Annotated in this window: 14 protein-coding genes and 1 tRNA gene; 10 read left to right on the forward strand and 5 right to left on the reverse strand. The window is 72.4% G+C overall.

Annotation, left to right across the window (positions count from 1 at the left end; all coding sequences use genetic code 11):
- Positions 1 to 6: 6 nt before the first annotated feature.
- The 4 genes from tmk to ACWDVB_RS16015 all read left to right on the forward strand — a co-directional run bounded on the left by tmk (position 7) and on the right by ACWDVB_RS16015 (position 6,477).
- Positions 7 to 3,210, forward strand: coding sequence for a dTMP kinase (gene tmk / locus ACWDVB_RS16000; RefSeq protein WP_451515317.1), 3,204 nt, complete (start codon positions 7 to 9; stop codon positions 3,208 to 3,210).
- 142 nt (positions 3,211 to 3,352) lie between these two features.
- Positions 3,353 to 4,558, forward strand: coding sequence for a DNA polymerase III subunit delta' (locus tag ACWDVB_RS16005; RefSeq protein ID WP_451515398.1), 1,206 nt, complete (start codon positions 3,353 to 3,355; stop codon positions 4,556 to 4,558).
- A 116-nt stretch (positions 4,559 to 4,674) separates the two neighbouring features.
- Complete coding sequence (locus ACWDVB_RS16010) at positions 4,675 to 6,276, forward strand: alpha/beta hydrolase (RefSeq protein ID WP_451515316.1); 1,602 nt, start codon at positions 4,675 to 4,677, stop codon at positions 6,274 to 6,276.
- Between the two features lie 127 nt (positions 6,277 to 6,403).
- Positions 6,404 to 6,477, forward strand: a tRNA-Thr gene (locus ACWDVB_RS16015).
- Between the two features lie 71 nt (positions 6,478 to 6,548).
- Here the strand turns inward: ACWDVB_RS16015 and ACWDVB_RS16020 are convergent.
- Positions 6,549 to 8,438: a protein kinase domain-containing protein gene (locus tag ACWDVB_RS16020; RefSeq protein ID WP_451515315.1), complete on the reverse strand. Its 1,890-nt coding sequence runs from the start codon at positions 8,436 to 8,438 to the stop codon at positions 6,549 to 6,551.
- A gap of 289 nt (positions 8,439 to 8,727) precedes the next feature.
- On the opposite strand from ACWDVB_RS16020, the gene ACWDVB_RS16025 reads away from it, so the two are divergent.
- The 3 genes from ACWDVB_RS16025 (at position 8,728) to ACWDVB_RS16035 (ending at position 10,946) form a co-directional block, all read left to right on the forward strand.
- Positions 8,728 to 9,321 (forward strand): TetR/AcrR family transcriptional regulator, encoded by a 594-nt coding sequence (locus ACWDVB_RS16025; protein ID WP_451515314.1) that lies wholly within the window; start codon positions 8,728 to 8,730, stop codon positions 9,319 to 9,321.
- Positions 9,322 to 9,444: 123 nt separating this feature from the next.
- Complete coding sequence (locus tag ACWDVB_RS16030) at positions 9,445 to 10,071, forward strand: cupin domain-containing protein (protein WP_451515313.1); 627 nt, start codon at positions 9,445 to 9,447, stop codon at positions 10,069 to 10,071.
- Positions 10,072 to 10,169: 98 nt separating this feature from the next.
- Positions 10,170 to 10,946 (forward strand): SDR family NAD(P)-dependent oxidoreductase, encoded by a 777-nt coding sequence (locus tag ACWDVB_RS16035; RefSeq protein WP_451515397.1) that lies wholly within the window; start codon positions 10,170 to 10,172, stop codon positions 10,944 to 10,946.
- 175 nt (positions 10,947 to 11,121) lie between these two features.
- Here the strand turns inward: ACWDVB_RS16035 and ACWDVB_RS16040 are convergent, their stop codons facing one another.
- Positions 11,122 to 11,955 carry an alpha/beta fold hydrolase gene (locus ACWDVB_RS16040; protein WP_451515312.1) on the reverse strand — a complete coding sequence of 278 codons (834 nt, stop codon included), beginning with the start codon at positions 11,953 to 11,955 and terminating at the stop codon, positions 11,122 to 11,124.
- A gap of 176 nt (positions 11,956 to 12,131) precedes the next feature.
- On the opposite strand from ACWDVB_RS16040, the gene ACWDVB_RS16045 reads away from it, so the two are divergent.
- Complete coding sequence (locus ACWDVB_RS16045) at positions 12,132 to 13,853, forward strand: aminotransferase-like domain-containing protein (protein ID WP_451515311.1); 1,722 nt, start codon at positions 12,132 to 12,134, stop codon at positions 13,851 to 13,853.
- A gap of 24 nt (positions 13,854 to 13,877) precedes the next feature.
- On the opposite strand, the gene ACWDVB_RS16050 is transcribed toward ACWDVB_RS16045, so the two are convergent.
- On the reverse strand, positions 13,878 to 14,738 hold the full coding sequence (locus tag ACWDVB_RS16050) for an endonuclease/exonuclease/phosphatase family protein (RefSeq protein WP_451515310.1): 861 nt from the start codon (positions 14,736 to 14,738) through the stop codon (positions 13,878 to 13,880).
- 86 nt (positions 14,739 to 14,824) lie between these two features.
- The gene (locus ACWDVB_RS16055) at positions 14,825 to 15,298 is read right to left on the reverse strand and encodes a carboxymuconolactone decarboxylase family protein (protein ID WP_451515309.1); all 474 of its coding nucleotides are present in this window, start codon (positions 15,296 to 15,298) and stop codon (positions 14,825 to 14,827) included.
- Positions 15,299 to 15,570: 272 nt separating this feature from the next.
- Between ACWDVB_RS16055 and sigJ the strand changes: the two genes are divergently transcribed.
- Positions 15,571 to 16,536, forward strand: coding sequence for an RNA polymerase sigma factor SigJ (gene sigJ / locus ACWDVB_RS16060; protein ID WP_451515308.1), 966 nt, complete (start codon positions 15,571 to 15,573; stop codon positions 16,534 to 16,536).
- 476 nt (positions 16,537 to 17,012) lie between these two features.
- Positions 17,013 to 20,687, forward strand: coding sequence for a BTAD domain-containing putative transcriptional regulator (locus ACWDVB_RS16065; RefSeq protein WP_451515396.1), 3,675 nt, complete (start codon positions 17,013 to 17,015; stop codon positions 20,685 to 20,687).
- Positions 20,688 to 20,752: 65 nt separating this feature from the next.
- Here the strand turns inward: ACWDVB_RS16065 and ACWDVB_RS16070 are convergent, their stop codons facing one another.
- Positions 20,753 to 22,465 carry a bifunctional 3'-5' exonuclease/DNA polymerase gene (locus ACWDVB_RS16070; protein ID WP_451515307.1) on the reverse strand — a complete coding sequence of 571 codons (1,713 nt, stop codon included), beginning with the start codon at positions 22,463 to 22,465 and terminating at the stop codon, positions 20,753 to 20,755.
- Between the last annotated feature and the right edge of the window lie 157 nt (positions 22,466 to 22,622).

The raw sequence follows: 22,622 nt of genomic DNA on the forward strand, positions 1-22,622 counted from the left end.
GGACGGATGACGCGTGCCGAGCAGCCAACGGCCGGAAACCCGGCCCCCGACGACGCCCTGGTCGCAGATTCCCGAGAGCGTGCGGTCCGCGCTCTGCTGCGCGTACCCCAGCTGAAGCGGTTGTGGAGCGCACAGCTCGTCGGCAGTGTCGGCGACGCGCTCGCCCTGCTCGTCCTGGTGATCCTCGCGCTCCAGTCGGCCATAGCGGAAGGCGCCTTCGGAGGCGGCTACCGCGGTGCGGCCTTCGCCGTCACCGCTGTCTTCGGAGCACGCGTCCTCGCGACGCTGCTCTTCGGAGCGGTGCTTCTCGGACCGCTCACCTCCCTCACCTCACCGGGCGGCCCGCTCGACCGGCGCTGGACCATGGTCGGCGCCGACGGCGTGCGCGCCGCGCTGCTGATCGTCGCCCCGCTGTGGATCGACTGGACCCCGGACAACGCCCTCGCGATGATCCTGGTGACCGCCTTCGTGGTCGGTGTCGCCGAACGGTTCTGGACGGTCGCCCGGGAGAGCGCCGCGCCCGCGCTGCTGCCCGCGCCACCCCTCGAGGGCGCGACGGTACGGCCGCTGCCGGACCACATGGACGCGCTGCGGCGCCTGTCGCTGCGTACGGGATTCGTGGCGCTGCCCGCCGCGGCCGCCGCGCTCGTCGCCATCACGCTCATCGGCAACCTCCTGGGCGCCGGGCTCGACTGGTTCCAGCTGCACCAGGCGGGGCTCGCCTCGTTCCTCGCGGCCGGGCTCTTCGCCGGATCGCTCTCCATCGTCTACTTCCTGCGGCTTCCCGGTACGCAGACGCCACGCGCGCGTAGCCCGCTCGAAGGGCTGCGCAGGCCGCGTACCGGCACCGGCACCGACAAGGGGCGCACGGGCGCGATCCCGCTGCTCGTCGTCGCCAGCGCCGCCGTCGCCACGGCCATCGCCGCGGCCGTCGCCGTCGCCGTGCTGCACGCCAAGGACCTGGGCGGCGGGCCCGTCGCGTACGGGCTGATCGTCCTCGCCCTGACCGGCGGCACCGTCATCGGCATCCGTACCGCGTCGTCCCTGCTGCCCTCGCTGTCGCGCCGCCGGCTGCTCGCGCTGGCGATCGCCCTCACCGGTGTCGCGCTGCTCGTCGCGGGCCTCGTGCCGGACGTGACGACCGTGCTGCTGCTCCTGGCCCTCGCCGGGGTCAGCGCGGGCGTCGCCGCGAACACCGGGCACGCGCTGCTCGACCAGGAGGTCGAGGAGTACCGCAGGGCCCGCACCACCGAGCACCTCCAGGCCGTCGCCCGCCTGAGCATCGCGCTCGGCGCGCTGGTGGCCCCCGTGGTCGCCGCCGCGATCGGGCCGCACCGCATGGTCAACGGCAAGTTCGTCTTCGACCACGGCGGCGCCGCCTTCACACTGATGCTGGTCGGCGCGCTGCTGCTGCCGGTGGCCGCGCTGGTCCTCGCCAAGGCCGACGACCGGCAGGGCGTGCCGCTGCGGCACGACCTGCGGGACGCCCTGCGCGGCGGCGACGACCCGGTGCAGGCGCCCTGCGCCACCGGGTTCTTCATCGCCCTGGAGGGCGGCGACGGCGCAGGCAAGTCCACCCAGGCCGAGGCGCTCGCCGAGTGGATCCGCGCCAAGGGGCACGAGGTCGTCGTCACGCGCGAGCCGGGCGCCACGCCCGTCGGCAAGCGGCTGCGGTCGATCCTCCTCGACGTCTCCTCGGCCGGTCTCTCGCACCGTGCGGAGGCGCTGCTGTACGCCGCCGACCGCGCGGAGCACGTCGACACGGTCGTACGGCCCGCCCTGGAGCGCGGCGCCATCGTCATCTCCGACCGGTACATCGACTCGTCCGTCGCCTACCAGGGCGCCGGGCGCGACCTGTCGCCGACCGAGATCGCCCGCATCAACCGCTGGGCGACCGGTGGCCTCGTACCGAACCTGACGTGTCTGCTCGACGTGTCGCCCGAGGCGGCCCGCGAGCGTTTCACGGAGGCGCCCGACCGACTTGAGTCGGAGCCGGCCGAGTTCCACGCGCGCGTGCGGTCCGGTTTCCTCACGCTCGCCGCCGCCGACCCGGGCCGCTACCTCGTCGTCGACGCCTCCCAGGAGCCGGAGGCGGTCACGACCGTGATCCGGCACCGGCTCGACGTGGTGCTTCCGCTCTCCGAGGCCGAGGTGAAGGCCCAGGAGGAGGCCCGCAAGGCTGCCGAGGAGGAGGCGCGGCGCAAGGCCGAGGAAGAAGCCGCGCGCAAGGCCGAGGAAGCGCGCCTCGAACGTGAGCGCCAGGAGCAGCTCGCCAAGCTCCGCGCCGAGGAGGAGGAGCGCAAGCGGCGCGAGCTGGAGGAGGCCCAGCGCCGGGAGGCCGAGCGCCAGGCCGAGGAGGCCCGCAAGCGCGCCGAGGAGGCTCGCCGCAAGGCCGAGGAGGAGAAGGCCAGGCTGCTCGCCGAGGAGAAGGTCAGGGCGGCCGAGGAGGAGCGGCGCCGCCGGGAGGCCGAGGAAGAGGCGCGGCTGCGGGCCGAGGCGGAGGAGCGGCGGCTCGAAAAGCAGCGGAAGGCGGAGGAGGCTTTGCTCCGGGCGGAGGAGGCTCGCCGGATGGCTGCGGCTTCTGCGGCGGCGGCTGCGGCTGCGGCGGCGGCCGCTGAGGGGGCTTCGGCCTCTGATTCGGCTTCGGTGGCGTCTGTGCCGTCCAGGCCGTCGGCTCCGGCCAAGCCGTCTGGTCCCTCCGGTCCGTCTGACCGGCCTGCGCCCTCCGTGCCGGACAACGAGACGACCGTGCCCACGCCGGTGGTGGCGCCGCCTTCCGGAGCGGCCGACGAGACCGCCGTACTGCCGCCGGTGCGGCCCGACGGGCCGGGCCCGGAGGACACCGAGGTGCTGCGGCAGCCGCCGGTTCCGGGTGCCGCGGACGAGACGGCCGTACTGCCGGCCGTACGCGAGGACAAGGTGCCGCCGGGGTACTTCAGGGACGAGCGTCCGTCGGCTCCCGAGGGGGGCAACGAACGTACCCGCGAGCTGCCCCAGATCGACGAGCAGGGCGCGCCTCGGCGGTCCCGGCCCGACTGGGCCGAGGAGACGCCGCTGGACGACCTGCCGACGCTGGCGGACGAACTGCTCGGCTCGCACGTGGACGACATCGACGATGCTTATGGCGCTGATGGCGCTGATGGCGCTGATGGCGCTGATGGCCCTGAGGACCAGGGTGGGCGAGGGCGCCGGGGCGGCCGTCGGCGTTGATGGCGGAGGCGTGCGGAGGCGGGCGGCGCCGGTCGTGCTCCCGTTGTCAGTGCCGTGTTCCACAATGGGCAGTCCGGCAAGAGCAGTGCGCAGCGTAAGGCGGTGACCCCATGAGCGTGTGGGACGACGTGGCGGTGACGTCGTGAGCGTGTGGGACGACCTGGTCGGACAGGAGCGGGTGAGCGAGCAGCTGAGCGCCGCCGCCCGGGACGCCGACGCGCTGGTGACCGCGGTCGCCGCCGACACTCCCGTGCCGGAGTCGTCGAAGATGACGCACGCCTGGCTGTTCACGGGTCCGCCCGGCTCGGGCCGGTCCAACGCCGCGCGGGCCTTCGCCGCCGCCCTGCAGTGCACCAGCCCGGACCGCGCCCTCGGTGGGGTGCCCGGCTGCGGGTTCTGCGACGGCTGCCACACGAGCCTCATCGGTACACACGCCGATGTGCAAGTGGTCCGCACGGACCTGCTGTCCATCGGTGTGAAGGAGACCCGCGAGCTGGTCCGCCGGGCGCAGCTGTCGCCCGCGGTCGGACGCTGGCAGGTCATCGTTCTCGAGGACGCCGACCGCCTCACGGAGGGCGCGGGGAACGTCCTGCTGAAGGCCGTGGAGGAGCCCGCCCCCCGCACCGTGTGGCTGCTCTGCGCGCCCTCCGTGGAGGACGTGCTGCCGACAATCCGTTCCCGCTGCCGGCACCTGACACTGCGTACGCCTCCTGTGGAGGCCGTCGCCGACGTGCTCGTACGAAGGGACGGCATCGAGCCGGACGTCGCGGCGGCGGCGGCGCGCGCGACGCAGGGCCACATCGGCCGCGCCCGGCGGCTCGCCACGGACCCACGCGCGCGTGAGCGCAGGGCCGCCGTCCTGAAGCTGCCGCTGCGCGTGCAGGAGATCGGCGGCTGTCTGAAGGCGGCGCAGGAGCTGATCGACACGGCGTCCGACGACGCGAAGCAGGTCGCCGAGGACGTCGACACCAAGGAGACCGAGGAGATGAAGGCGGCGCTCGGCGGGGGGCAGGGCGGCCGGATGCCGCGCGGCACGGCGGGGGTGATGAAGGAGCTGGAGGACAGGCAGAAGCGCCGCAAGACCCGTACGCAGCGCGACAGCCTCGACCTCGCCCTCATCGACCTGACCGGGCTCTACCGCGATGTTCTCGCCCTCCAGCTGGGCTCCCGCGTGGCCATCGCCAACACCGAGGTGCAGGACATGCTGGAGCGCATGGCTCTGGGCACGTCGCCCGAGGCCACGCTGCGCCGCATCGAGGCCATCGGCGCGTGCCGCACGGCCCTCGATCGCAACGTGGCACCACTGCTGGCGGTGGAGGCGATGACGGTGGCGCTGCGGGCTGGTTGACGAGGCGGTCACGAGGCGTTGACAAGGTGGTGACGAGGTGTTGACGAGGTCACCCGTACGAGTACGAGACGGGCACTGTGTGTGATCAATCGTGCGCGGAGAGTTAGTCTCGCGGGATGGACATCAGCCGTCACCACCGCCGCAGCGGCAGCCGAAGCCGTAGCCGCGGTCGCAGCCGCCGCCTTTCCTTCCGTACGTGCGGCACGCTGCTCGTGACCGCAGGGCTGCTCGTCTCCGGGTGTTCGTCGGGGAGGTCGACGGCGGACGCCTCCCTGGCCGTGCTCACCAGTTCGACGTCCACGGACCTCACCTCGTACTACGGTCAGAAGCTGAGCTGGCGCGAGTGCGGTGTCGCCGGCTTCGAGTGCGCCTCGATGAAGGTGCCGCTCGACTACGGCAAGCCCGCGGCGGGCGACATCAAGCTGGCCGTGGCCCGCAAGCAGTCCACCAAGAGAAGCGGACGGCTCGGTTCGCTCCTGGTCAACCCGGGCGGGCCCGGCGGCTCGGCGATCGGCTACCTCCAGTCGTACGCGGCGCTCGGCTACCCCGAGAAGGTCCGCGCCCACTACGACATGGTCGCCGTCGACCCGCGCGGCGTGGCCCGCAGCGAGCCCGTCACCTGCCTCGACGGCAAAGGCATGGACGCGTACACGCAGACCGATGTGACCCCCGACGACCAGCGCGAGACCGATGAGCTGGGCACCTCGTTCGAAAGGTTCGCGCAGGGCTGCGAGAAGCGGTCGGCGACCGTCCTGCCGCACGTGTCCACCGTCGAGGCGGCGCGCGACATGGACGTCCTGCGGGCGGCGCTGGGCGACGGCAAGCTGTCGTACGTGGGTGCTTCGTACGGCACGTTCCTCGGCGCGACGTACGCCGGTCTCTTTCCGGAGCGCGTGGGGCGCCTCGTCCTGGACGGTGCGATGGACCCCTCTCTCTCCGCGCGCCGCATGAACCGCGACCAGACCGCGGGCTTCGAGACGGCGTTCCAGTCGTTCGCGAAGGACTGCGTGGCGCTCGGCGCGAAGTGCCCGCTCGGCTCCGGGAGCCCCGCCGACGCGGGCAAGCGCCTGAAGGCCTTCTTCGACGAGCTGGACCGCGCGCCTCTGCCGGCCGGTGACAGCTCGGGCCGCAGGCTCGGCGAGGCCCTCGCGACGACCGGCGTGATCGCCGCGATGTACGACGAGGGCGCCTGGCCCCAGCTGCGTGACGCGCTCACCTCAGCGATCGGGAACAAGGACGGCTCGGGCCTGCTGGCCCTCTCGGACAGCTACTACGAACGGGACGGCGACGGCACGTACGGGAACCTCATGTTCGCCAACGCCGCCGTGAACTGCCTCGACCTGCCGCCGGCCTTCACCTCGTCGGCCCAGGTCAAGAAGGCCCTGCCGGACTTCGAGAAGGCCTCCCCGGTCTTCGGCGAGGGCCTGGCCTGGTCCTCGCTGAACTGCGCGTACTGGCCGGTCAAGGCCACGGGAAAGCCACACCGCATCACGGCGAGGGGCGCGGCCCCCATCGTGGTCGCCGGCACGACCCGCGACCCCGCCACCCCCTACCGCTGGGCGCGGGCCCTCGCCTCCCAGCTCTCGTCCGGCCGCCTGCTCACGTACGACGGCGACGGCCACACGGCGTACGGCAGGGGCAGCGCGTGCGTCGACTCGACGATCAACGCGTATCTGCTGGAGGGCAAGGCACCGGCTGACGGAAAGCGCTGTTCGTAGTGTGCGGTGGGCGCGCGGTAGGTGTTTGTAGGGGATGAGGGCCCGCTCCGAGAGGGGTGTGCGGAGCACCCCCGGAAACTGTGTAGACTTGGCCGCGTTGCTGATCGCACGATGGTGCGGATGGCGCGCCGCCTTAGCTCAGATGGCCAGAGCAACGCACTCGTAATGCGTAGGTCTCGGGTTCGAATCCCGAAGGCGGCTCTGTGGAAGCCCCAGGACTCACTCGCCGTGACCTGGGGCTTTTGCTTGTGGTGGGGCGGTCGGTGGCGTGTTTACCTGGCCCACTGCTGGGAGGCCTTGCCTGATTGGCAGGTGGATGCGGCTACGCCGCCGCCGTAGGCCAGGTCCAGGCAGCCGCCGTTCGAGGTGCTCTTCAGGGTGCCGTTCGAGCCCCAGCGCCAGAGGCGGGCGGCGCCCTGGGTGCAGTCGCCCACGAAGACGGCCTGGCCGAGCATGTTGGCTACCAGGCACGAGCCGGACTGTTTGTTGACGACCTTGAAGCTGTTGTTTTCCGCGCTCACGGTCTTCCACGAGGCGCTGGGGTCGCCGCACGTGCCGTCGTCCGCAGAGCCGTACACCTGGGTCAGGCATGAGCCGTTGTCTGCGTTCTTGAGGCGGAACGGGCCTGAGGGGGTGGTGTTGGGGTTGGTGGGGGAGTCGTCGTTGTCGTCCCCGTTGTTGCCTGTGCTGGTGTCGCCGCCGTTGTTGTTGGAGGAGCCGGAGTTCGCGTCCGGTGCGTCTCCGTCGGGCTTGTTGTCGTTGTCCCCGGGTGGGTTCTTGGAGTCGGCGGGGGTGTCTTCGTCGTTCGCCGCGGTGTCCTTTCCCTTGTCCGGTGATGCGTCGTCGCTCTTGTCGTTCGGGTTCTTTCGCTTCTTCTTTGGTTTGTCCGATGCGGGTGTTGCTGATGCGTTTTGGTCCGGTGACGCCGCGGGGGCCATCGGTGCGGTGGCCGACACGGAAGGGGTTGAGCCTGCCGCGCGGTCCGGGTCCGTGATGTACGGGAGGTTCTGGAGGGCCAGTGTGGTGCCGGTGGCGATGACTACGACCGGGACCACCGCCATCAGGACGCGGGTGCGGCGGGTGCGGTGGGGGTGGCGGGGCTCGGGTGGGTTGGGCGTGGTGGCTTCCGGCTTGGTCTCCGGTTTGTTCTGTGCGGGCTCCGGTGTGTTCGTGTTCTTTGTCGGCGTCGCCGCTACGGGGGGCTCCTGCGGTTTCGCGGCGAACGCGGCCCGGCCCGCCAGGCGGTCCGTGATGTGGGGTGGCCAGCTGGGTGGGGCCGTGGGGCCGTGTTCCGTCGCCAGGTCCAGCAGTTCGGGGGCGGTCGGGCGGCCCTCGGGGTCCTTGTCCAGGCAGGACGTGATGATCTCGGCCAGGCGCGGGTCGAGCGTGTGCAGCGGGCTCAGGTCGGGGAAGTCGTGGACGATGCGGTAGAGGGGGCTGCCTTCGGCGCTGTCCTTGAACGGCCAGCGCCCGCTTGCCCCGTACGCGATCAGCAGGCCCAGCGTGAACACGTCGGAGGCGCTGGACAACCGCCGTTTCCCCGACGCCTGTTCGGGTGACATGTACGCGGGCGTGCCGACGATCAGGCCGGTCTGGGTGAGCTGGCTCTGCTCGGCGGCGCGGGCGATGCCGAAGTCGATGAGGGTGACGCCGTCGAGGGTCAGCATGACGTTCGACGGTTTGAGGTCCCGGTGCACCATGTCGAGGGCGTGGACCGACTTCAGGCCACTGGCCACTCCCCGCAGGAGCCGCCACAGGGCATCGGCCGGTAACGGCCCGCCGTGCGGTTCGATGGCCTCCGCCAGTGTGATCCCGGGTACGTACGCGGTGGCGAACCAGGGCGGCTCGGCGGTGCGGTCGCTCGCGAGCAGCGGGGCGGTGGCCTCGGCCGGCAGGCGCGCGAGGTTGTCCATCTCCTGTCCGAAGCGGCGCAGGAACCCCTCGTCCTCGGCGACGACGGACGCCAGCATCTGCTTGACGGCGGCGTACCGCCCGTCCACGACGCCGAGGTACACCCGCCCCATGCCGCCTGCCCCGATGCGGCCCACGAGGGGGATCGTCCCGATCCGCCGTGGGTCCCGCTCGCGCAGCGGCTCCGCGCCGCTGCCCGTGAGGTCGAACGCGTCCTGCCCGCCTGCCCCGTCCACCGTCTCCCCGTTCACCGGCCTCCCGGCCGGACCTGTGCCGCTCCCGTGCGTACCCCCGTCCGCACGGACGGACACCGGCCTCGGCCGGGCCGGTGACCAGTGTGGACCATCGGTCCTTCCGGGTGGAAGATCTTTCTAGAAAAGTGTTCCATTTTGGGGGTGTGTGGGGAGTGGGGGAGGGAGCGGATACCGGGGCCCGCTCGTGGGGGTGGTGTGGGGGTGGCCCCCGCGTCGTACGGAGAGGTTTCTAGAAAAGCGTTCTAGAAATGATGTGTTCCGCTAAGGGTCTACGCTGGTGGGCACCATGAGCCCCAAGCAACAACGCGGCGCGGAAACCGCCGAGCGCCTCCTGGACGCCGCCCTCCAGGTGTATGCCGAGTCGGGGGAGCAGGGCGTCACCGTCAGCGCCCTCACCAAGGCCAGCGGTGTCAGCCTCGGCAGCCTCTATCACCACTTCGGCAGCGTCGACGGCCTCATGAGCGCGCTGTTGCTGCGCTGGCTCGGGCGACTTCTCGGGGAGCTGGCCGGGGCCGTGGAGCGTTCCCGTACGGCTCGTGGTGGGGTGCGCGCACTCGTACGTACGTATCTGACGTTCATCCAGGAGCATCCGGACGCCTCCCGGCTCCTGCACTCCTCCTATGCCGACCGGGTCGGCATGGCGCAGGCGCAGCAGCTCCGCGACGCGCAGGAGGCCAGGCTGTCGCCGATGACCGGCTGGGTGCGCCGGCACGCGGAGTCCGGGGAGATCGCTCCCTTGGCCGTGCCCATGGTCGAGGCGCTGGTCATGGGGCCGATCGTCGCGACCGCGCGCCGCTGGCTCTCCGGCATGGACGACGCCGACCTCGGTCAGGCGGCGCGTGTTCTGCCGGAGCGGATCTGGCGGTCGATCAGTCCTTGAGCGGTCGATCAGTCCTTGAGCGGACGACCAGTCCTTGAGCGGTCGACTACTCCTTGAGCGGTCGGTCACGTCTGGGGGCTGGTGCGCGGTTATGGCGTGCTTCGGGCGGGGAGCGTTTTGACCATGGTTGAAACGGTTGAAACGGTTGAAACGGTCGAGACAGCTGAGGAAGTGGCCGCACGGCACGGGCTGGCACCCCTGCCGGTGGAGGGCGGACTGTTCCGGCGGACCTGGGCGGGCCCGCCGGACGCCGACGGCCGGCCGGCGGGCTCGGCGATCGTCGTGCTGCTGACCGACGCTCCCGGGGACTTCTCCGCCCTGCACCGACTGCCTATCGACGAGGTCTGGCACTTCTACGAGGGCGACCCCCTGGAGCTGCTGCTCCTCGCCCCCGACGGCACGGACCGCCTCGCCGTGCTGGGGCGCGGCGGGAGCGTCCAGCTCGTCGTCCCTGCGGGGACGTGGATGGGGGCGCGGGTCGCAGCAGGTGGCGGAGAAGGGGACGGGGAGCGGCGGTACGGGCGGCAGCGCGGGCGGCGGTATGGGCGGCGGTATGGGTGGTCGTTGTTCGGGACGACTATGGCACCCGGTTTTCTCGCCCGGGATTACGAGGGCGGGGAGCCGGACGAGCTGGCCGCGCGGTATCCGGGGCGGGCGGAACTCATCCGGGAGTTGTGCAGGGCAGGAGAGCCGGTGCGGATGCGGGAGGAGGGAGGGGCGGATGTGGGAGGAGGTGGAGCGGGTGCGTGAGGAGAGAGGGGTGGATGTCGGAGGGGGTGGGGCGGGTGCGTGAGGAGGAAGTGGGGCGGGTGCGTGAGGAGGAGGTGGGGCGGGTGCGTGAGGAGTTGGTGCGGGATCATTCGTTGCCTCAGTTGCCTGGCCGCGTCGCCCTGGTGACCGGTGCGAGCGGTGGTGTCGGTGCCGGGATCGCCCGGCGGTTCGCGCAGGCCGGGGCGGCGGTCGTCGTGCACTTTCGGCGGGGTGAGGCGCGGGCCCGGGAGCTGGTGGAGCAGATCGAGGGAGCGGGCGGGGAGGCGACCGCCCTGTCGGCGGATCTGACCCGGGAGGAGGAGTGCCACCGCCTCGTCGAGGCCGCGTACGCCTGGAAGGGGCGCCTGGACGCGCTGGTCAACAACGCCGGGATCCAGCCCCTGCAGAGCCTCGCGGACATGACGGCCGCGGACTGGCGGCAGCTCTCCGAGGCGAACGTGACGAGCGCGTTCTGCTGCACGCAGGCCGCGGCGGGCCTCATGGCCGGGCAGGACAGCGGTGGCACGGTCACGCAGATCGCGTCCATCGAGGGCACGCGCCCTGCCCCAGGCCACGCGCACTACAGCGCCTCCAAAGCCGCCCTGATCATGTTCGCCCGCTCGGCCGCCCTCGAGTACGGGCCGCGCGGCATCCGCGTCAACAGCGTCTCGCCCGGCCTCATTGACCGGCCTGGGCTCGCCGAGGAGTGGCCGGACGGCGTGGAGAGGTGGGGCCGAGCGGCGCCGCTCGGGCGGCTCGGGCGGCCGGAGGACATCGGTAGCGCGTGTGTGTTTCTCGCCTCGGACGCGGCGTCCTGGATCACTGGGGTGGATCTGGTGGTGGATGGTGGGGTGGGGGTGCGGTCTGGTTGGTAGTCGGTTGTGGTTGTGGTTGTGGCTTTGGGTGCCGGTGCCGGTGCCGGTGCCGGTGCTGTTTCGGGTTTGGGGCGGCTGCGGCTCTGGGGGTATCGGTGGCCAGGCGTAACGGGCGTGCGCGGGCTGGTGGCTTGATTGTCGCGTGTCCGGGCTCCGGTGTCCCGTGGTCATGTGGTCAGAGGCGCGTCGTCGGGAGGCTGGCCAGCCAGGCCCGGACCGCCGCGTTGAACTCGGCGGGGCGCTCCAGGTTCGGCAGGTGCGCGGCCGACTCGATGACACACAGCGTGGAGTCGGGGAGCGCGGCGTGCATGGCCTCGGCGTCCGCGACCGGGGTGTACGTATCGTCGCGGCCCACGACGACGAGGGACGGTATGGAGGCGCGGGACAACAGGTCCCGGTAGTCGGGGCGTTCGGCCCGCCCACGCAGGGCCGCGGCGGCTCCCTCGGGCGGGGCGGCGAGCATCATGCGGTGGACGTACGCGGATGCCTCCCTGTTGTACGGGGCCACCATTTTGTCCCGCACCTCGTCGGCGTACCCCTTCATGCCCTCGGCGAGGAGGCGGTCCGCCAGGGCGTTGCGGCCGACCTTGCCCTCCGGGGTCTCGGCGGCGGGGAATGTGTCCGCGAGGAGCAGACCTGTGATGCGTCCGGGAAACAGGCGGTAGCACTCCATTACGATCTGCCCGCCCATGGAGAGACCGCCGAGTGCGAACTCCGCCACGTCCAAGTGGTCCAGGAGCGCGGCGAGGTCCTCGGCGTACGTGGCGAAGTCCGTGGCGCCGGGGACGACGGACGACGCGCCGTAGCCGCGTAGGTCGGGCGTGATGACGCGGTGGGTCGCGGCGAACGCCTCGCGCTGTGGGGCCCACATGGAGCGGTCGAAGGGGTGGCCGTGGAGGAGGACGAGAGTGGGGGTGAGGGTGGGTGCTGGGGTGCGCTCGGTTGGGGGGTGGGCCTCGGCCGTGTCGTCGTAGCCGATGGTGATGCCGTTGAGCTGTGCGGTTGCCATGGGGGGAGGCTAGGCCGGGGCAACTGCACGGTGCAATAAGGTCTTTGCTCTCGGTGCAATGTGTGGGTGGCGGGGAGTGGGCGTGGGCGCGGGGTGAGTGGACAGTTGCGTAGGGGCGGACAGTTGCGAGGGGGCGGCGGGGCGTGGTGCGGCGGAGCGACAGTGACTATCGGCGGGTGGCCGATGAGGTGGCCCGGGAGATCGAGGCGGGGACGCTGCGGGGCGGGGAGCGGCTGCCGACGCAGCGGGCCTTCGCCCGGCGGCGGGGGATCGCCAACTCCACGGCCATCCGGGTCTACGGAGAGCTGGCTCGGCGGGGTCTGGTCGTCGGCGAGGTGGGGCGCGGCACCTTCGTCCGGGCGGCGGCGCCGCATCCGGGCGGGGCGGCGCTGACGGAGCGGGCCGCGCTGCGGGGGGTTGAGGGCGGGCGTGCGCTGCCTGTGGAGGGGCATGGGCTGTCTGTGGAGGGGCGTGGGCTGCCTGTGGAGGGGCGTGAGTCGTCTGTGGTTGTCCCTGGGACGCCCGGCGGCCTCGGTGTGCCCGGTCGGCTCGGAGTGCCTGGAGTGCCTGGAGTGCCTGGAGTGCCTGGAGGGCTCGGGGGGCTCGGGGGGCTAGGCGTCTCCGTCGTCTCCGGCGGGCCTGGCGTCTCCGGTGGCCCCGCCGGCCCCGGCCCCGGCCGCCTCGGCGGCGAGCCGTTCGCGGTCAACCTGGAGCTGAACTACCCCGTCGTTGAAGGCCAGTCGGCCCTCATGGCGAGGGCCCTCGGACCGCTCTCGCGGGCCGACGTGCTGCTGGAGGCCACCCGGGCCGCCGCACCGGACGGCACCGCCGAGGCGCGGGAGGCCGCCGCCTCGGTGCTGGCCCGCAGCGGGTGGCGGCCGGAGCCCGATCGAGTGCTCTTCGCCGGGAACGGCCGGCAGGCCATCGCCGCCGCCCTCTCCTCACTCGTCCGCCCGGGTGGCCGCGTCGCCGTCGAGGAAGTCACGTACCCCCTGGTCAGGGCCATCACCGAACAGCTCGGCATACGGCTCGTACCGATCGCCATGGACGAGCAGGGCATGCTGCCCGACGCGCTGGCCGACGCCCACCGTCGCGCCTCCCTCGGCGCCGTCTACGTACAGCCGACTCTGCAGAATCCGCTGTCGGTCACGGCCGGGGTGGAGCGGCGGGGGGAACTGGCCGATGTGTTGGGCAGGTTGGGGTGTATGGCCGTCGAGGACGGCACGTGGGGGTTCCTCGCGGATGACGCGCCCGCGCCGCTCGCCGCCCTGCTGCCCGAGCGGGTCGTCTTCATCGACAGCCTCTCCAAGCGGCTCGCCCCGGGCCTGACCCTCGGCATGCTCGCCGTACCGCCCGCCCACCGGGACGCCCTCGCGCGCAGCCTGCGGTCAGGGGCCTGGACCGCGGGGGCCTTCAGTCTGGAGGCGGCCGTGCGGTGGGTCGCTGACGGGACCGTGGAGACGTTGGTCGCCGCCAAGCGGGCCGACGCGGGCGTGCGGCACGGGATCGTGCGGGAGTTGCGGGAGCGGCTGATCGCGGCGGGAGTGAAGGGGCGTATCCGTACCGATCCGCGCTCCTATTACTGCTGGTGGGAGCTGCCTCCGCCGTGGCGCGCCGAGACCTTCGTCGCCGCGGCGGCCGCGCGCGGCATCGCCGTCACGCCGGGCCCGGCCTTCGCCGTCGGCGGCGGTGGTGTTGGTGGCGGTGGTGGTGGCAGTGGCGTCGGTGGGTACGGCGCGGCGGACGCGGTGCGGGTCGGGCTCGCGTCGCCGCCGACGGACGTACTCGCGTGGGCGCTGGACACGCTCGCCGCGGTTGTGGCGGAGGGGCCGCCGTCGTCCGCCTGCTACCCGGATGTGAGCAGCCCCACTTCCGGCTCCGCTCCTATCCGGATGTGAGCAGCTCCTCCTCCGGCTCCGCTCCTATCCGGACGTGAGCAGCCCCACCTCCAGGTCGGCGACGACTCCGTAGTGGTCGCTTGCCCATACGCCGTCGACGGGCTTGTCGAAAGCGAGTTCGGCGCCGCGCACGCGGGCGAAGGCGTTTGGGTGGGCGTGGGGCGAGCCCACGAAGATGTAGTCGATCCGGCGGTGGTGGCCGGGCTGGCGGACCAGGCGCTCGATGTCCTCGGTCGCGTGGGGGTTGTCGGCGGTCCACGTGTGTCCGGGTCCGGAGCCCGCGATCTCCCACGCGTCGTGGAAGTGCGTACTGCGTCCTGAGAGTGATTGCCTGCCGGTCAGGTACCGGATGCCGGCCGAATCGGGCACCGCGTTGAAATCACCGGCCATGATCGTGGGCAGGGCGGTGCGGTGGCGGGCGTCCAGGTCGGTCAGGGCGAGGACTTGACGTTCCCGTTGTGCTTCGGCGTCGAGGCGGAAGGAGGTGGTGGGTGCGATGAGCAGCACGTCTTCACGGGTGCTCGGCTCGGTGGCCGGGGGAGCCACCGGAACCAGCGCCGCCAGCGTGAGCCACGGGACGTCGGGCGCGTCCCTCCCGCGTTGATCGAGGACTTCTACGATGCGATGCGGCTGCCGCGTCGCGATCGCGGTGCCGCCGTAGCGGTCCACGTGGGGTGGTGCTGTCGCGGCCGTCTGCGACTGGTGCGTTCCGTGCAGCCCGGTTCCGTCGAGCAGCTCCGGCAGTTGGTGCGGCAAGACCTCCTGAAGGGCGACGAGATCTGGTTCGAGACGCCGCAACTCGGCGTTGATCAGTGCCGTCCGTGCGGTGGCGTCGCCGCGGTTGTTCCATATGTTCAGCGTCACGACGCGCAGACTCGTCGCCATCAGGTTCCTCTTTTCACAGGTCTTTCATAGGTGGTGTCGCCCGGGGGCGCAGCCGAATGGGGCGGCGGCAGTCGGTCCGACCAGGGTCAGCCGAACTGGCCGGGCCGGTAGTCGCCCGCGGGCTGCTGGGTGATGACGTTCATCCGGTTCAGGGCGTTGATGACGGCGATGAGTGACACCAACGCGGCGAGTTCCTCCTCGTCGTAGTGCTTGGCCACGTCCGCCCACGCCTCGTCGGTGACGCCGCCTGCCGCGTCGGCGATGCGGGTGGCCTGCTCCGCGAGCTCCAGGGCGGCCCGCTCGGCGGGGGTGTACACCGTGGCCTCCCGCCAGGCCGCGACCAGGTTGATCCGGACCGAGGTCTCCCCGGCCTGCGCGGCGTGCTTGGTGTGCATGTCGACGCAGAGACCGCAGCCGTTGATCTGACTGACGCGGAGCAGCACCAGCTCCCGCGTCGTGGCGGACAGCGGCGAGTCCAGGATCACCTTGCCCACTGAGGCGAGATGTTTCACGGCCTTGACCGCGATCGGGTTGGCGTGGATGTCGAGCCGGGTTTCCATCGTGAACTCCTTTGTGTGCGCGGCGGTTGCGCCGCGGTTGCGCTGTGGCTGTGCTGTGGTTGCGCCGCGGTTGTGCTGCGGGGGGGGCGTCGCGTTCGGGTGGGCCCCAGCAGTACGACGAGACAGCCCGCCGGAATGTGAGGCGGGCTGCCTCGTCACATTTCGCGAGACCGTCTCGTCGTACTGGTGAATGACGACGGCAGACGACGGCAGGTGCTGGCAGACGCCGGCAGACGACGCGGCCAGACGCGGCCCAGGGGAGCGGCGACACCATGAGGACCCAGTTCCAGCCAGAGGACGACCGGCTCGACCCGAGCCTGCGTGCGATCACGAGCGAGCGGCGTCGGCTGATCAATCTCGCGTACCGGCTCCTCGGCTCCCTCGCCGACGCGGAGGACGTCGTACAGGAGACGTACGCCCGCTGGTACGCCATGTCCCGAGAGCGGCGGGAGGCCATCGAGTCACCCGGCGGCTGGCTGACGAAGGTCGCCAGCCGTGTCTGCCTGGACCTGCTCGGCTCGGCGCGGGCCCGGCGGGAGAGTTACGTGGGCGAATGGATTCCGGAGCCGCTGCCCGACCACACGGAGTGGCTCGGCGGGCGAGGGGATGGCGGGACGGCGGACCCGGCAGACCCGGCCGACCGGGTCACTCTCGACGAGTCGGTCCGCATGGCGTTCCTCGTCGTGCTCGAATCGATGACCCCGGCCGAGCGCGTCGCGTTCATCCTTCACGACGTCTTCCGTTACTCCTTCGCCGAGGTGGCGGAGATCGTCGGCCGGACGCAGGGGGCGTGCCGGCAGTTGGCGTCCTCGGCGCGCCGTCGCGTACGCGCGTCATCGCACGCTTCCGTGGCTTCGGCCCCGGAGGTCCGGCGCGCCGACCTGGTGAGGGAGTTCAAGCGGGCGTGGGAAGCGAAGGACATCGACGCCCTCATCGGCCTCCTCGACCCCGACGCCATGGGGCTCTCCGACGGCGGGGGTCTGGTCAGTGCCGCGCCGCCCATGGGAGGCGGTGAGCAGATCGCACGCTTCCTGGTCGCCGTCACCAGCGGGGCGCCCGGCCTGACGATCCTGGAACGGACGGTCAACGGAGAGCCCGGTCTGGTGGTCCAGCAGGGCGGCGTCACCATGTCGGTGATGGCGTTCGACATCGTGGGGGACCGGATCACGAGGTTCTGGGCGGTACGGAATCCCGAGAAGCTTCAGTCTTGGGTGGGGGGACACCCGGGCGGGGAATGAGGCGGACTGAGCTGAACTGAGCTGAACTGAGCTGAGGTGGCTGTGGCGCGTTGAGGCGTACGGAGGCGTACGGAGGCGTACGGAGCCAGGCGTACTGAGGCCAGGGGAGCCTGAATGAAGTCCGGGCAGGACAAGAGCCCCGGTCGGTCACCTCCGCCGACCGAGGCTCTCTCTGCCCCCGGACCCGACCGCGGCGGCGACACTCCCCCGAGCTACGCGCATTGCGCGAGTACCGGCGGGCCAGGTCCGATGTAGTGATCACATCAGGCGCCGCCAACAGATCGCTAACATATGGCCAACGGTCGGCTGATAAGCGACGGTCGGCACGGGGAGATGGCGTGAGCGAGCGGTGCGAGCTGCGGTCTGAGCCGGGGCCGGGACCGGGGCCGGGGCCGGGGTCTGGGCTTGGCCTTGGACCTGAGCTTGGCCCCGGTCCCGGGCTGGGTCTGCGGTTCGGGCTGCTCGGGGCGCCGGCGCTGTACGACGGTACGGGCGGCGAGCCGCGTCCCGTGCGCGGCGCCAAGGGGCGTGCCCTGCTGGCCGTGCTCCTCCTGGAACCGGACAAGGCCGTCTCGCTCGACGCCCTCAAGGACGCGCTGTGGGGCGACTCCCCGCCCGCGTCCGCGCAGGCATCCCTCCAGAACCACGTGACGCGGCTGCGGCGCCTCCTCGACGACCCGGAGCGGCTGCACGCGGTGCCGCCGGGGTACCGGTTGCGGGTCCGCGAGGGCGAGTTGGACGTCCGCGTCTTCGAACGCCGGGTGGCCAGGGCGCGGGCGGCACACGCCGAACGGGACTGGGCGCGGGTCGTCGACTCCGCGTCGGACGCGCTCGCGCTGTGGCGCGGACGGCCGCTCGGCGGTCTTCCGGAGCCTCTGGCGGACCACTCGCTCGTACCGCGCCTGGAAGAGGCGCGGCTGCTCGCCCTGGAATGGCGGTACGACGCCGAACTCGAACTCGGCACCGACCTCGCCGCGCTCGCCCCCGCACTGGCGGCACTGGTCGCCGAACACCCTCTCCGTGAGGCCTTCCACCGCCAGCTGATGCTCGTCCTCCACCGCACGGACCGCCAGGCGGAGGCCCTGGCCACCCACCGCGAACTGCGCCGCAGGCTGGTCGAGGAGCTGGGCGTGGAGCCGGGGGCGGCGGTACGGGAGGCGCATCAGGAGGTGCTGCGGGGGCGGTTCGCGGGGGCGGGGGCCACTTTGGTTGCGGGGGGCCGTGGAGTCGCTGGGGCGTCCGGTGCTGCGGAGCACTACGAAGCTGCGGGGCGCGACGAAGCTGCCGGGCAGTCCGAAGCCGCGGTGCCGTACGAAGCGGCCGAGCCCTCGGCAGACGTGGAGGCCCTCGGCGGCTCCGGTACGCCCAATGCCTCGCGCGGATCCGAAGCACCGCGCGAGCCCGAAGCCACGGAGGAGCCCAGTGCCAGGGGGGAGTCCGATGCCATCGGGGGGCCCGAAGCCCCGTACGGGCCCAACGTCTCCCGGGAGCCGGAAGCCACGGAGGAGCCCGAAGCCGCAGACGAGCCCGAAGCCGCAGACGAGCCCGGTGCCGCGGACGAGCCCCGTGCCGCAGACGAGCCCGGTGCCGTGGACGAGCCCGAAGCCGCAGACGATCCCGGTGCCGCGGACGAGCCCGGTGCCGTGGACGAGCCCGAAGCCGCAGACGAGCCCCGTGCCGCAGACGAGCCCGAAGCCGAGAGAAGCAAGGCCGTCGAGAGAAGCAAGGCCGTCGAGAAAAGCAAGGCCGTCGAGAAGAGCGAGGCCGTCGAGGAAAGTGAACCCTCCGCACCCGCACGCCTCCGCAAGCCCACCCCACTCCCCGCTCAACTTCCGCCCCGCCCCGCCCACTTCACCGGCCGGGAAGAGATCGTCCGCGGCCTGCGGGGCGCGCTCGACGCGGGGGCGCGTGTCGCCGTCGTCTCCGGGATGGCCGGCGTCGGCAAGAGCGCCCTCGCCGTGCATGTGGCGCACGGGCTGCGGGAGGAGTTCCCCGACGGGCAGCTCTACGTAAATCTGCATGGCGCGACGCCCGGCATGACCCCGCTCACTCCCGGCCAAGCCCTCACCTCGCTCCTGCGCGACCTCGGCGCCGAGCCGTGCCCCAACGCGGAGAGCCACGAAGACCCCGCCGCGGCCGCCACCTTGCTCCGCTCCCTGCTCGCGCCCACCCGCACGCTCATGGTCCTGGACGACGCCGCGACCGCCGCGCAGGTGCGCCCCCTGCTGCCCGCCGGCCCCGGCTGCGCGGTCATCGTCACCAGCCGGTCCCCGCTGACCACCCTCGACGGCGCGGCCCGTTTCCCGCTGGAGCCCCTCTCGGACGGGGACAGCGCCGCGCTCCTACGTGCCGTATCCGGACGCGACGGGCTCGACGCCGGGCACCCCCTGGTCGAACTGGCGGGCCGCCTCCCGCTGGCCCTGCGTATCGTCGCCGCCCGCCTCGCCGCGCGCCGCGCCCTCACGCCGGACGCCCTCGCCGAACTCCTCACGGTCAGCGGCGGCCGCCTGCACCACCTGGAGTACGACGATCTGAGCGTGCGCCGCTCCCTCGCCGTCGCCCTCGACGCCCTGCGCACCTCCGAACGCCGGGCCGACCGCGACGCCGCCCTCGCCCTCGCCCGGATCGGCGCGCTCGACCTCCCTACGTACGGAGTCCCGCTCCTCGCCCACCTGTTGGACGTCGACGAACTGCGCGCCGGCGCGGCCCTCGACCGCCTGGTCGACGTCGCCCTCCTCGACGAAACGGCCTACGGCCGCTACGCCCCGCACGACCTCGTACGCGACTTCGCCCGCGAGACGGCGGCCGCCCTCGCCGCGGACCCCGGCCAGGGCATGGACGTCGTGGGAAAGGCCATGCTCTGGTACGCGGAGTCCGCCCGCCGCACCCTGCAGGCGATCCTGCCGGGGGGCCTCGACAAGGCGGACCGCCTGCGCGGCGTGGCATCCCGCCTGGCGGCATGCCGCGGGCGACGCGTGGACGGCGCTCCGGACGCCCAGAGTGCCTCCGGTACGCAGAGCGCCTCCGGCACACAGAGCACCTCGGTTACGCAGAGCGCCTCCGTCACGCAGAACGCTCCGGCCCCACCCAACACCTCGGGCACACCGGGCACGGGACCGGGCAACGGACCGGGCACCCCCACCCCCACCCCCACCCCCACCCCTCCCCTCACCCTGGAAGCCGCCTTCGCCTGGGGCGACACCGAGCTCGCGAACATCCTCGCCCTCGCCCTCACCCTCACCTCCGCCGAGCGACCCAACGGCACCCGCTCCTCCGACCTGCTCCCCGTACTGGTCCGCTGCCTCTTCCCCTACCTCCAACGCCGCGGCCGCCTCCCGGAGGCGGCCGTACTCGGCGCCCTCGCCCTGGACGCCGCCCGCCGCGAAGGCGACAGCGCCGCCGAGGCCCAGGCCCTCACTGACCTCGCCGGCATGCATTTCATGTCCGGCCGGAGCAACGAGTCGCTCGCGCTCAACGACCAGGCTCTCGCCCTCTGGCGCGGCCTCGGCATCGTGTCCTGCGTACGCCGCGGCCTCAACAACCGCGGTCTCCTCCTCGAAGGCCTCGGCCGTCACACCGAGTCCGCCGAAGCCCTCCATCAGAGCCTGGCGCTCGCCAAGGAACTCGCCGATCCGCTCAGCGAGGCCATCACCCTCAGCCACCTCGGCAATCTCTACGAACACACGGACGCCCGCGCCGCCATCGACCACCACGAACGCAGCCTCGCGATCGGCGAGGCCATCGGTCACGCCGTCGTCCGCCAGTCCGCCCACTGCAACATCGGCTACGCCCACCTCACCCTCGGCGAACCCGCCGCCGCCCTCGCGCACTTCGAGGAGAGCCTGCGCATCCACGGCGAGTACGAGGACTGGCACGGCGAGTCCCAGGCCCGCCTCGGCCTGGTCCGGGCCCTGCGCGGTCTGACCCGCGCACGGGACGCGACGCGCGAGTGCGCCGCGCTCCTCGACCGCGCCGAACACCGCGGCGACGCCCACATGACAGGTCTGGCCCGCCACCAGCGGGGGCTTCTCCTCCGGGAGGAGGGGCGCGACGAAGAGGCGTACGAGCAGTGGAGGCGGGCACTGAAGGCCCTGGACGGCACCGACAGCAAGGTGGCCGACGAACTGAGGTCCATGCTTACGGCAAGCTGAGCCGCCCGCTTCCTTCCGCCCGCTTCCTTCCTCCTGCTTCCTTCCTCCTGTCTGCTTCCTCCTGTTTACTTCGCGTCGGCGTAACGCTCCACGACGGCGACCGTGAACGGAAAGCGGACCGGCGTCTCCCCGAAGGCGATCCGGCCGGCCAGGTTCCCCGCCGCGCGCACCGCGAGAGCGACGGCCTCCGCCTCCTCGGCAGGGCAGTGCACGATGACCTCGTCGTGCTGGAAGAAGACCAGCTCGGCGCGCATCCCGCCCTCGGATATCGTCCGCCGCAGAGCGGCCAGCATCAGCAGCGCCCAGTCCGCCGCGCTGCCCTGCACCACGAAGTTGCGCGTGAACCGGCCGCGGGCCCGGGCGTTGCTGGAGGCGTACCCAGGAGTGAACTCCCCTTCGGGAGACGGGGGTGGTCCGTCGGACGTCGTGGGCTCCTCCTGGGGAATGCCCGCCTCGTCGTCCTCCCCGGCCCCGGCGGCCGGTGGACTCGTCCGCCCCAGCCAGGTCCGTACGAGCCGCCCCTCCTCGCCCGCCTTCGCCGCGTCGTCGACGTACGCGACGGCCAGCGGGAAGCGGCGCCGCAGCGCGGCCAGGTTCTTCAGGCCGTCGCCCGACGTCTGCCCGTACACGGCGCCGAGCAGTGCGATCTTCGCGTGGTCGCGGTCACCGGAGAACGCGCGGTCCGACAGCCGGGTGTAGAGGTCCTCCCCGCTCCCCGCCACCTCCATCAGGCCCCGGTCCCGGGAGATCGCGGCGAGGACCCTCGGCTCCATCTGGTCGGCGTCGGCCACGACGAGCCGCCAGCCCGGATCGGCGACCACGGCCCTGCGGATCACCTTCGGGATCTGCAGCGCCCCGCCCCCGTTGGTCGTCCAGCGGCCGCTGACCGAACCGCCGGGCGTGTACTCGGCCCGGAAGCGTCCGTCGCGGACCCAGTCCTGAAGCCAGCTCCAGCCGTGCGCGGTCCAGATGCGGTACAGCTTCTTGTACTCGATGAGGGGCCGCACCGCCGGGTGGTCGATCTCCTCCAGCTCCCAGCGCCGCGTCGACTTCACCTTGACGCCGGCCTGCGCGAACGCCTTCACCACGTCGGCGGCCAGATCCGGGCGGACGCGGCGGCCGAACGCGGCGGACACCTCGTCGGCCAGCTCGGCGAGGCGGCGGGGCTCGCCGCCGCCCGCGTACCGCTCGCCGAGCAGTTCGGTCAGGACCTCGCGGTGGACGTCGGCACGCCAGGGCAGGCCCGAGGCGTTCATCTCGGCGGCCACCAGCATGCCCGCCGACTCGGAGGCCGTGAGCAGGCGCATGCGGCCGGGGTGGGCGGTGGCGTCGTGTCTTCGCTGCTGCTCGGCGTAGACCTCGACGAGCTCTTCCAGCGTGACGGGGGCCCCGCCCGCGCGGGGCTCGAAGAGGGAGTCCTGCGAGCCGGGCTCGGCGGCGCGGGGCGGTGGATCGGGGGGTACGGGAGCGTTGCGGAGCCGGGCCAGGGCGGCGGCCGCGGAGCGGGGCTCTCCGAGGCGGCCCTCGTGACCGAGGAGGAGCAGCTCGGCGGCCTCGACGTCATAGCACCGCTCCACGCGGACGCCGGCGGCGAGCAGGCGCGGGTACAGGGCGGGGGTGGACCGCCACACCCACCGTCCTACGCCGCCCCGCTTCCGTACGGCCTCGGCGAGGTCCGGCTCCCGCACGACGCCGCCCGCGGGCAGCGCGTCGTCCCCGAGGGGGACGAGCTCTGCCCCGCCCCCCTCGACTGCGGCGATGGCCCAGCGGTCGGTCATATCGCGAGTCTCGCACCCACCACTGACATTGGGCGGGACGCCTCGGGCGGGGCCCCCGCCACGGACGAACACCGGTCGCGGACCACACCGGAGGCGGTCCTCCGGCACCCTCACGCCTGCGGCCCTGTCGGCACCCACGCGTCCGCCGCCCTGTCGG

The organism is Streptomyces sp. NPDC003379 (assembly GCF_053589195.1).

What these genes read in the sequence shown, in the direction of transcription:
- tmk (WP_451515317.1), top strand. Translation starts at nt 7, where the DNA reads ATGACGCGTGCCGAGCAGCCAACGGCCGGAAACCCGGCCCCCGACGAC.
- ACWDVB_RS16010 (WP_451515316.1), top strand. Translation starts at nt 4,675, where the DNA reads ATGGACATCAGCCGTCACCACCGCCGCAGCGGCAGCCGAAGCCGTAGC.
- ACWDVB_RS16025 (WP_451515314.1), top strand. Translation starts at nt 8,728, where the DNA reads ATGAGCCCCAAGCAACAACGCGGCGCGGAAACCGCCGAGCGCCTCCTG.
- ACWDVB_RS16030 (WP_451515313.1), top strand. Translation starts at nt 9,445, where the DNA reads ATGGTTGAAACGGTTGAAACGGTTGAAACGGTCGAGACAGCTGAGGAA.
- ACWDVB_RS16040 (WP_451515312.1), bottom strand. Translation starts at nt 11,955, where the DNA reads ATGGCAACCGCACAGCTCAACGGCATCACCATCGGCTACGACGACACG.
- ACWDVB_RS16050 (WP_451515310.1), bottom strand. Translation starts at nt 14,738, where the DNA reads ATGGCGACGAGTCTGCGCGTCGTGACGCTGAACATATGGAACAACCGC.
- ACWDVB_RS16055 (WP_451515309.1), bottom strand. Translation starts at nt 15,298, where the DNA reads ATGGAAACCCGGCTCGACATCCACGCCAACCCGATCGCGGTCAAGGCC.
- sigJ (WP_451515308.1), top strand. Translation starts at nt 15,571, where the DNA reads ATGAGGACCCAGTTCCAGCCAGAGGACGACCGGCTCGACCCGAGCCTG.
- ACWDVB_RS16070 (WP_451515307.1), bottom strand. Translation starts at nt 22,465, where the DNA reads ATGACCGACCGCTGGGCCATCGCCGCAGTCGAGGGGGGCGGGGCAGAG.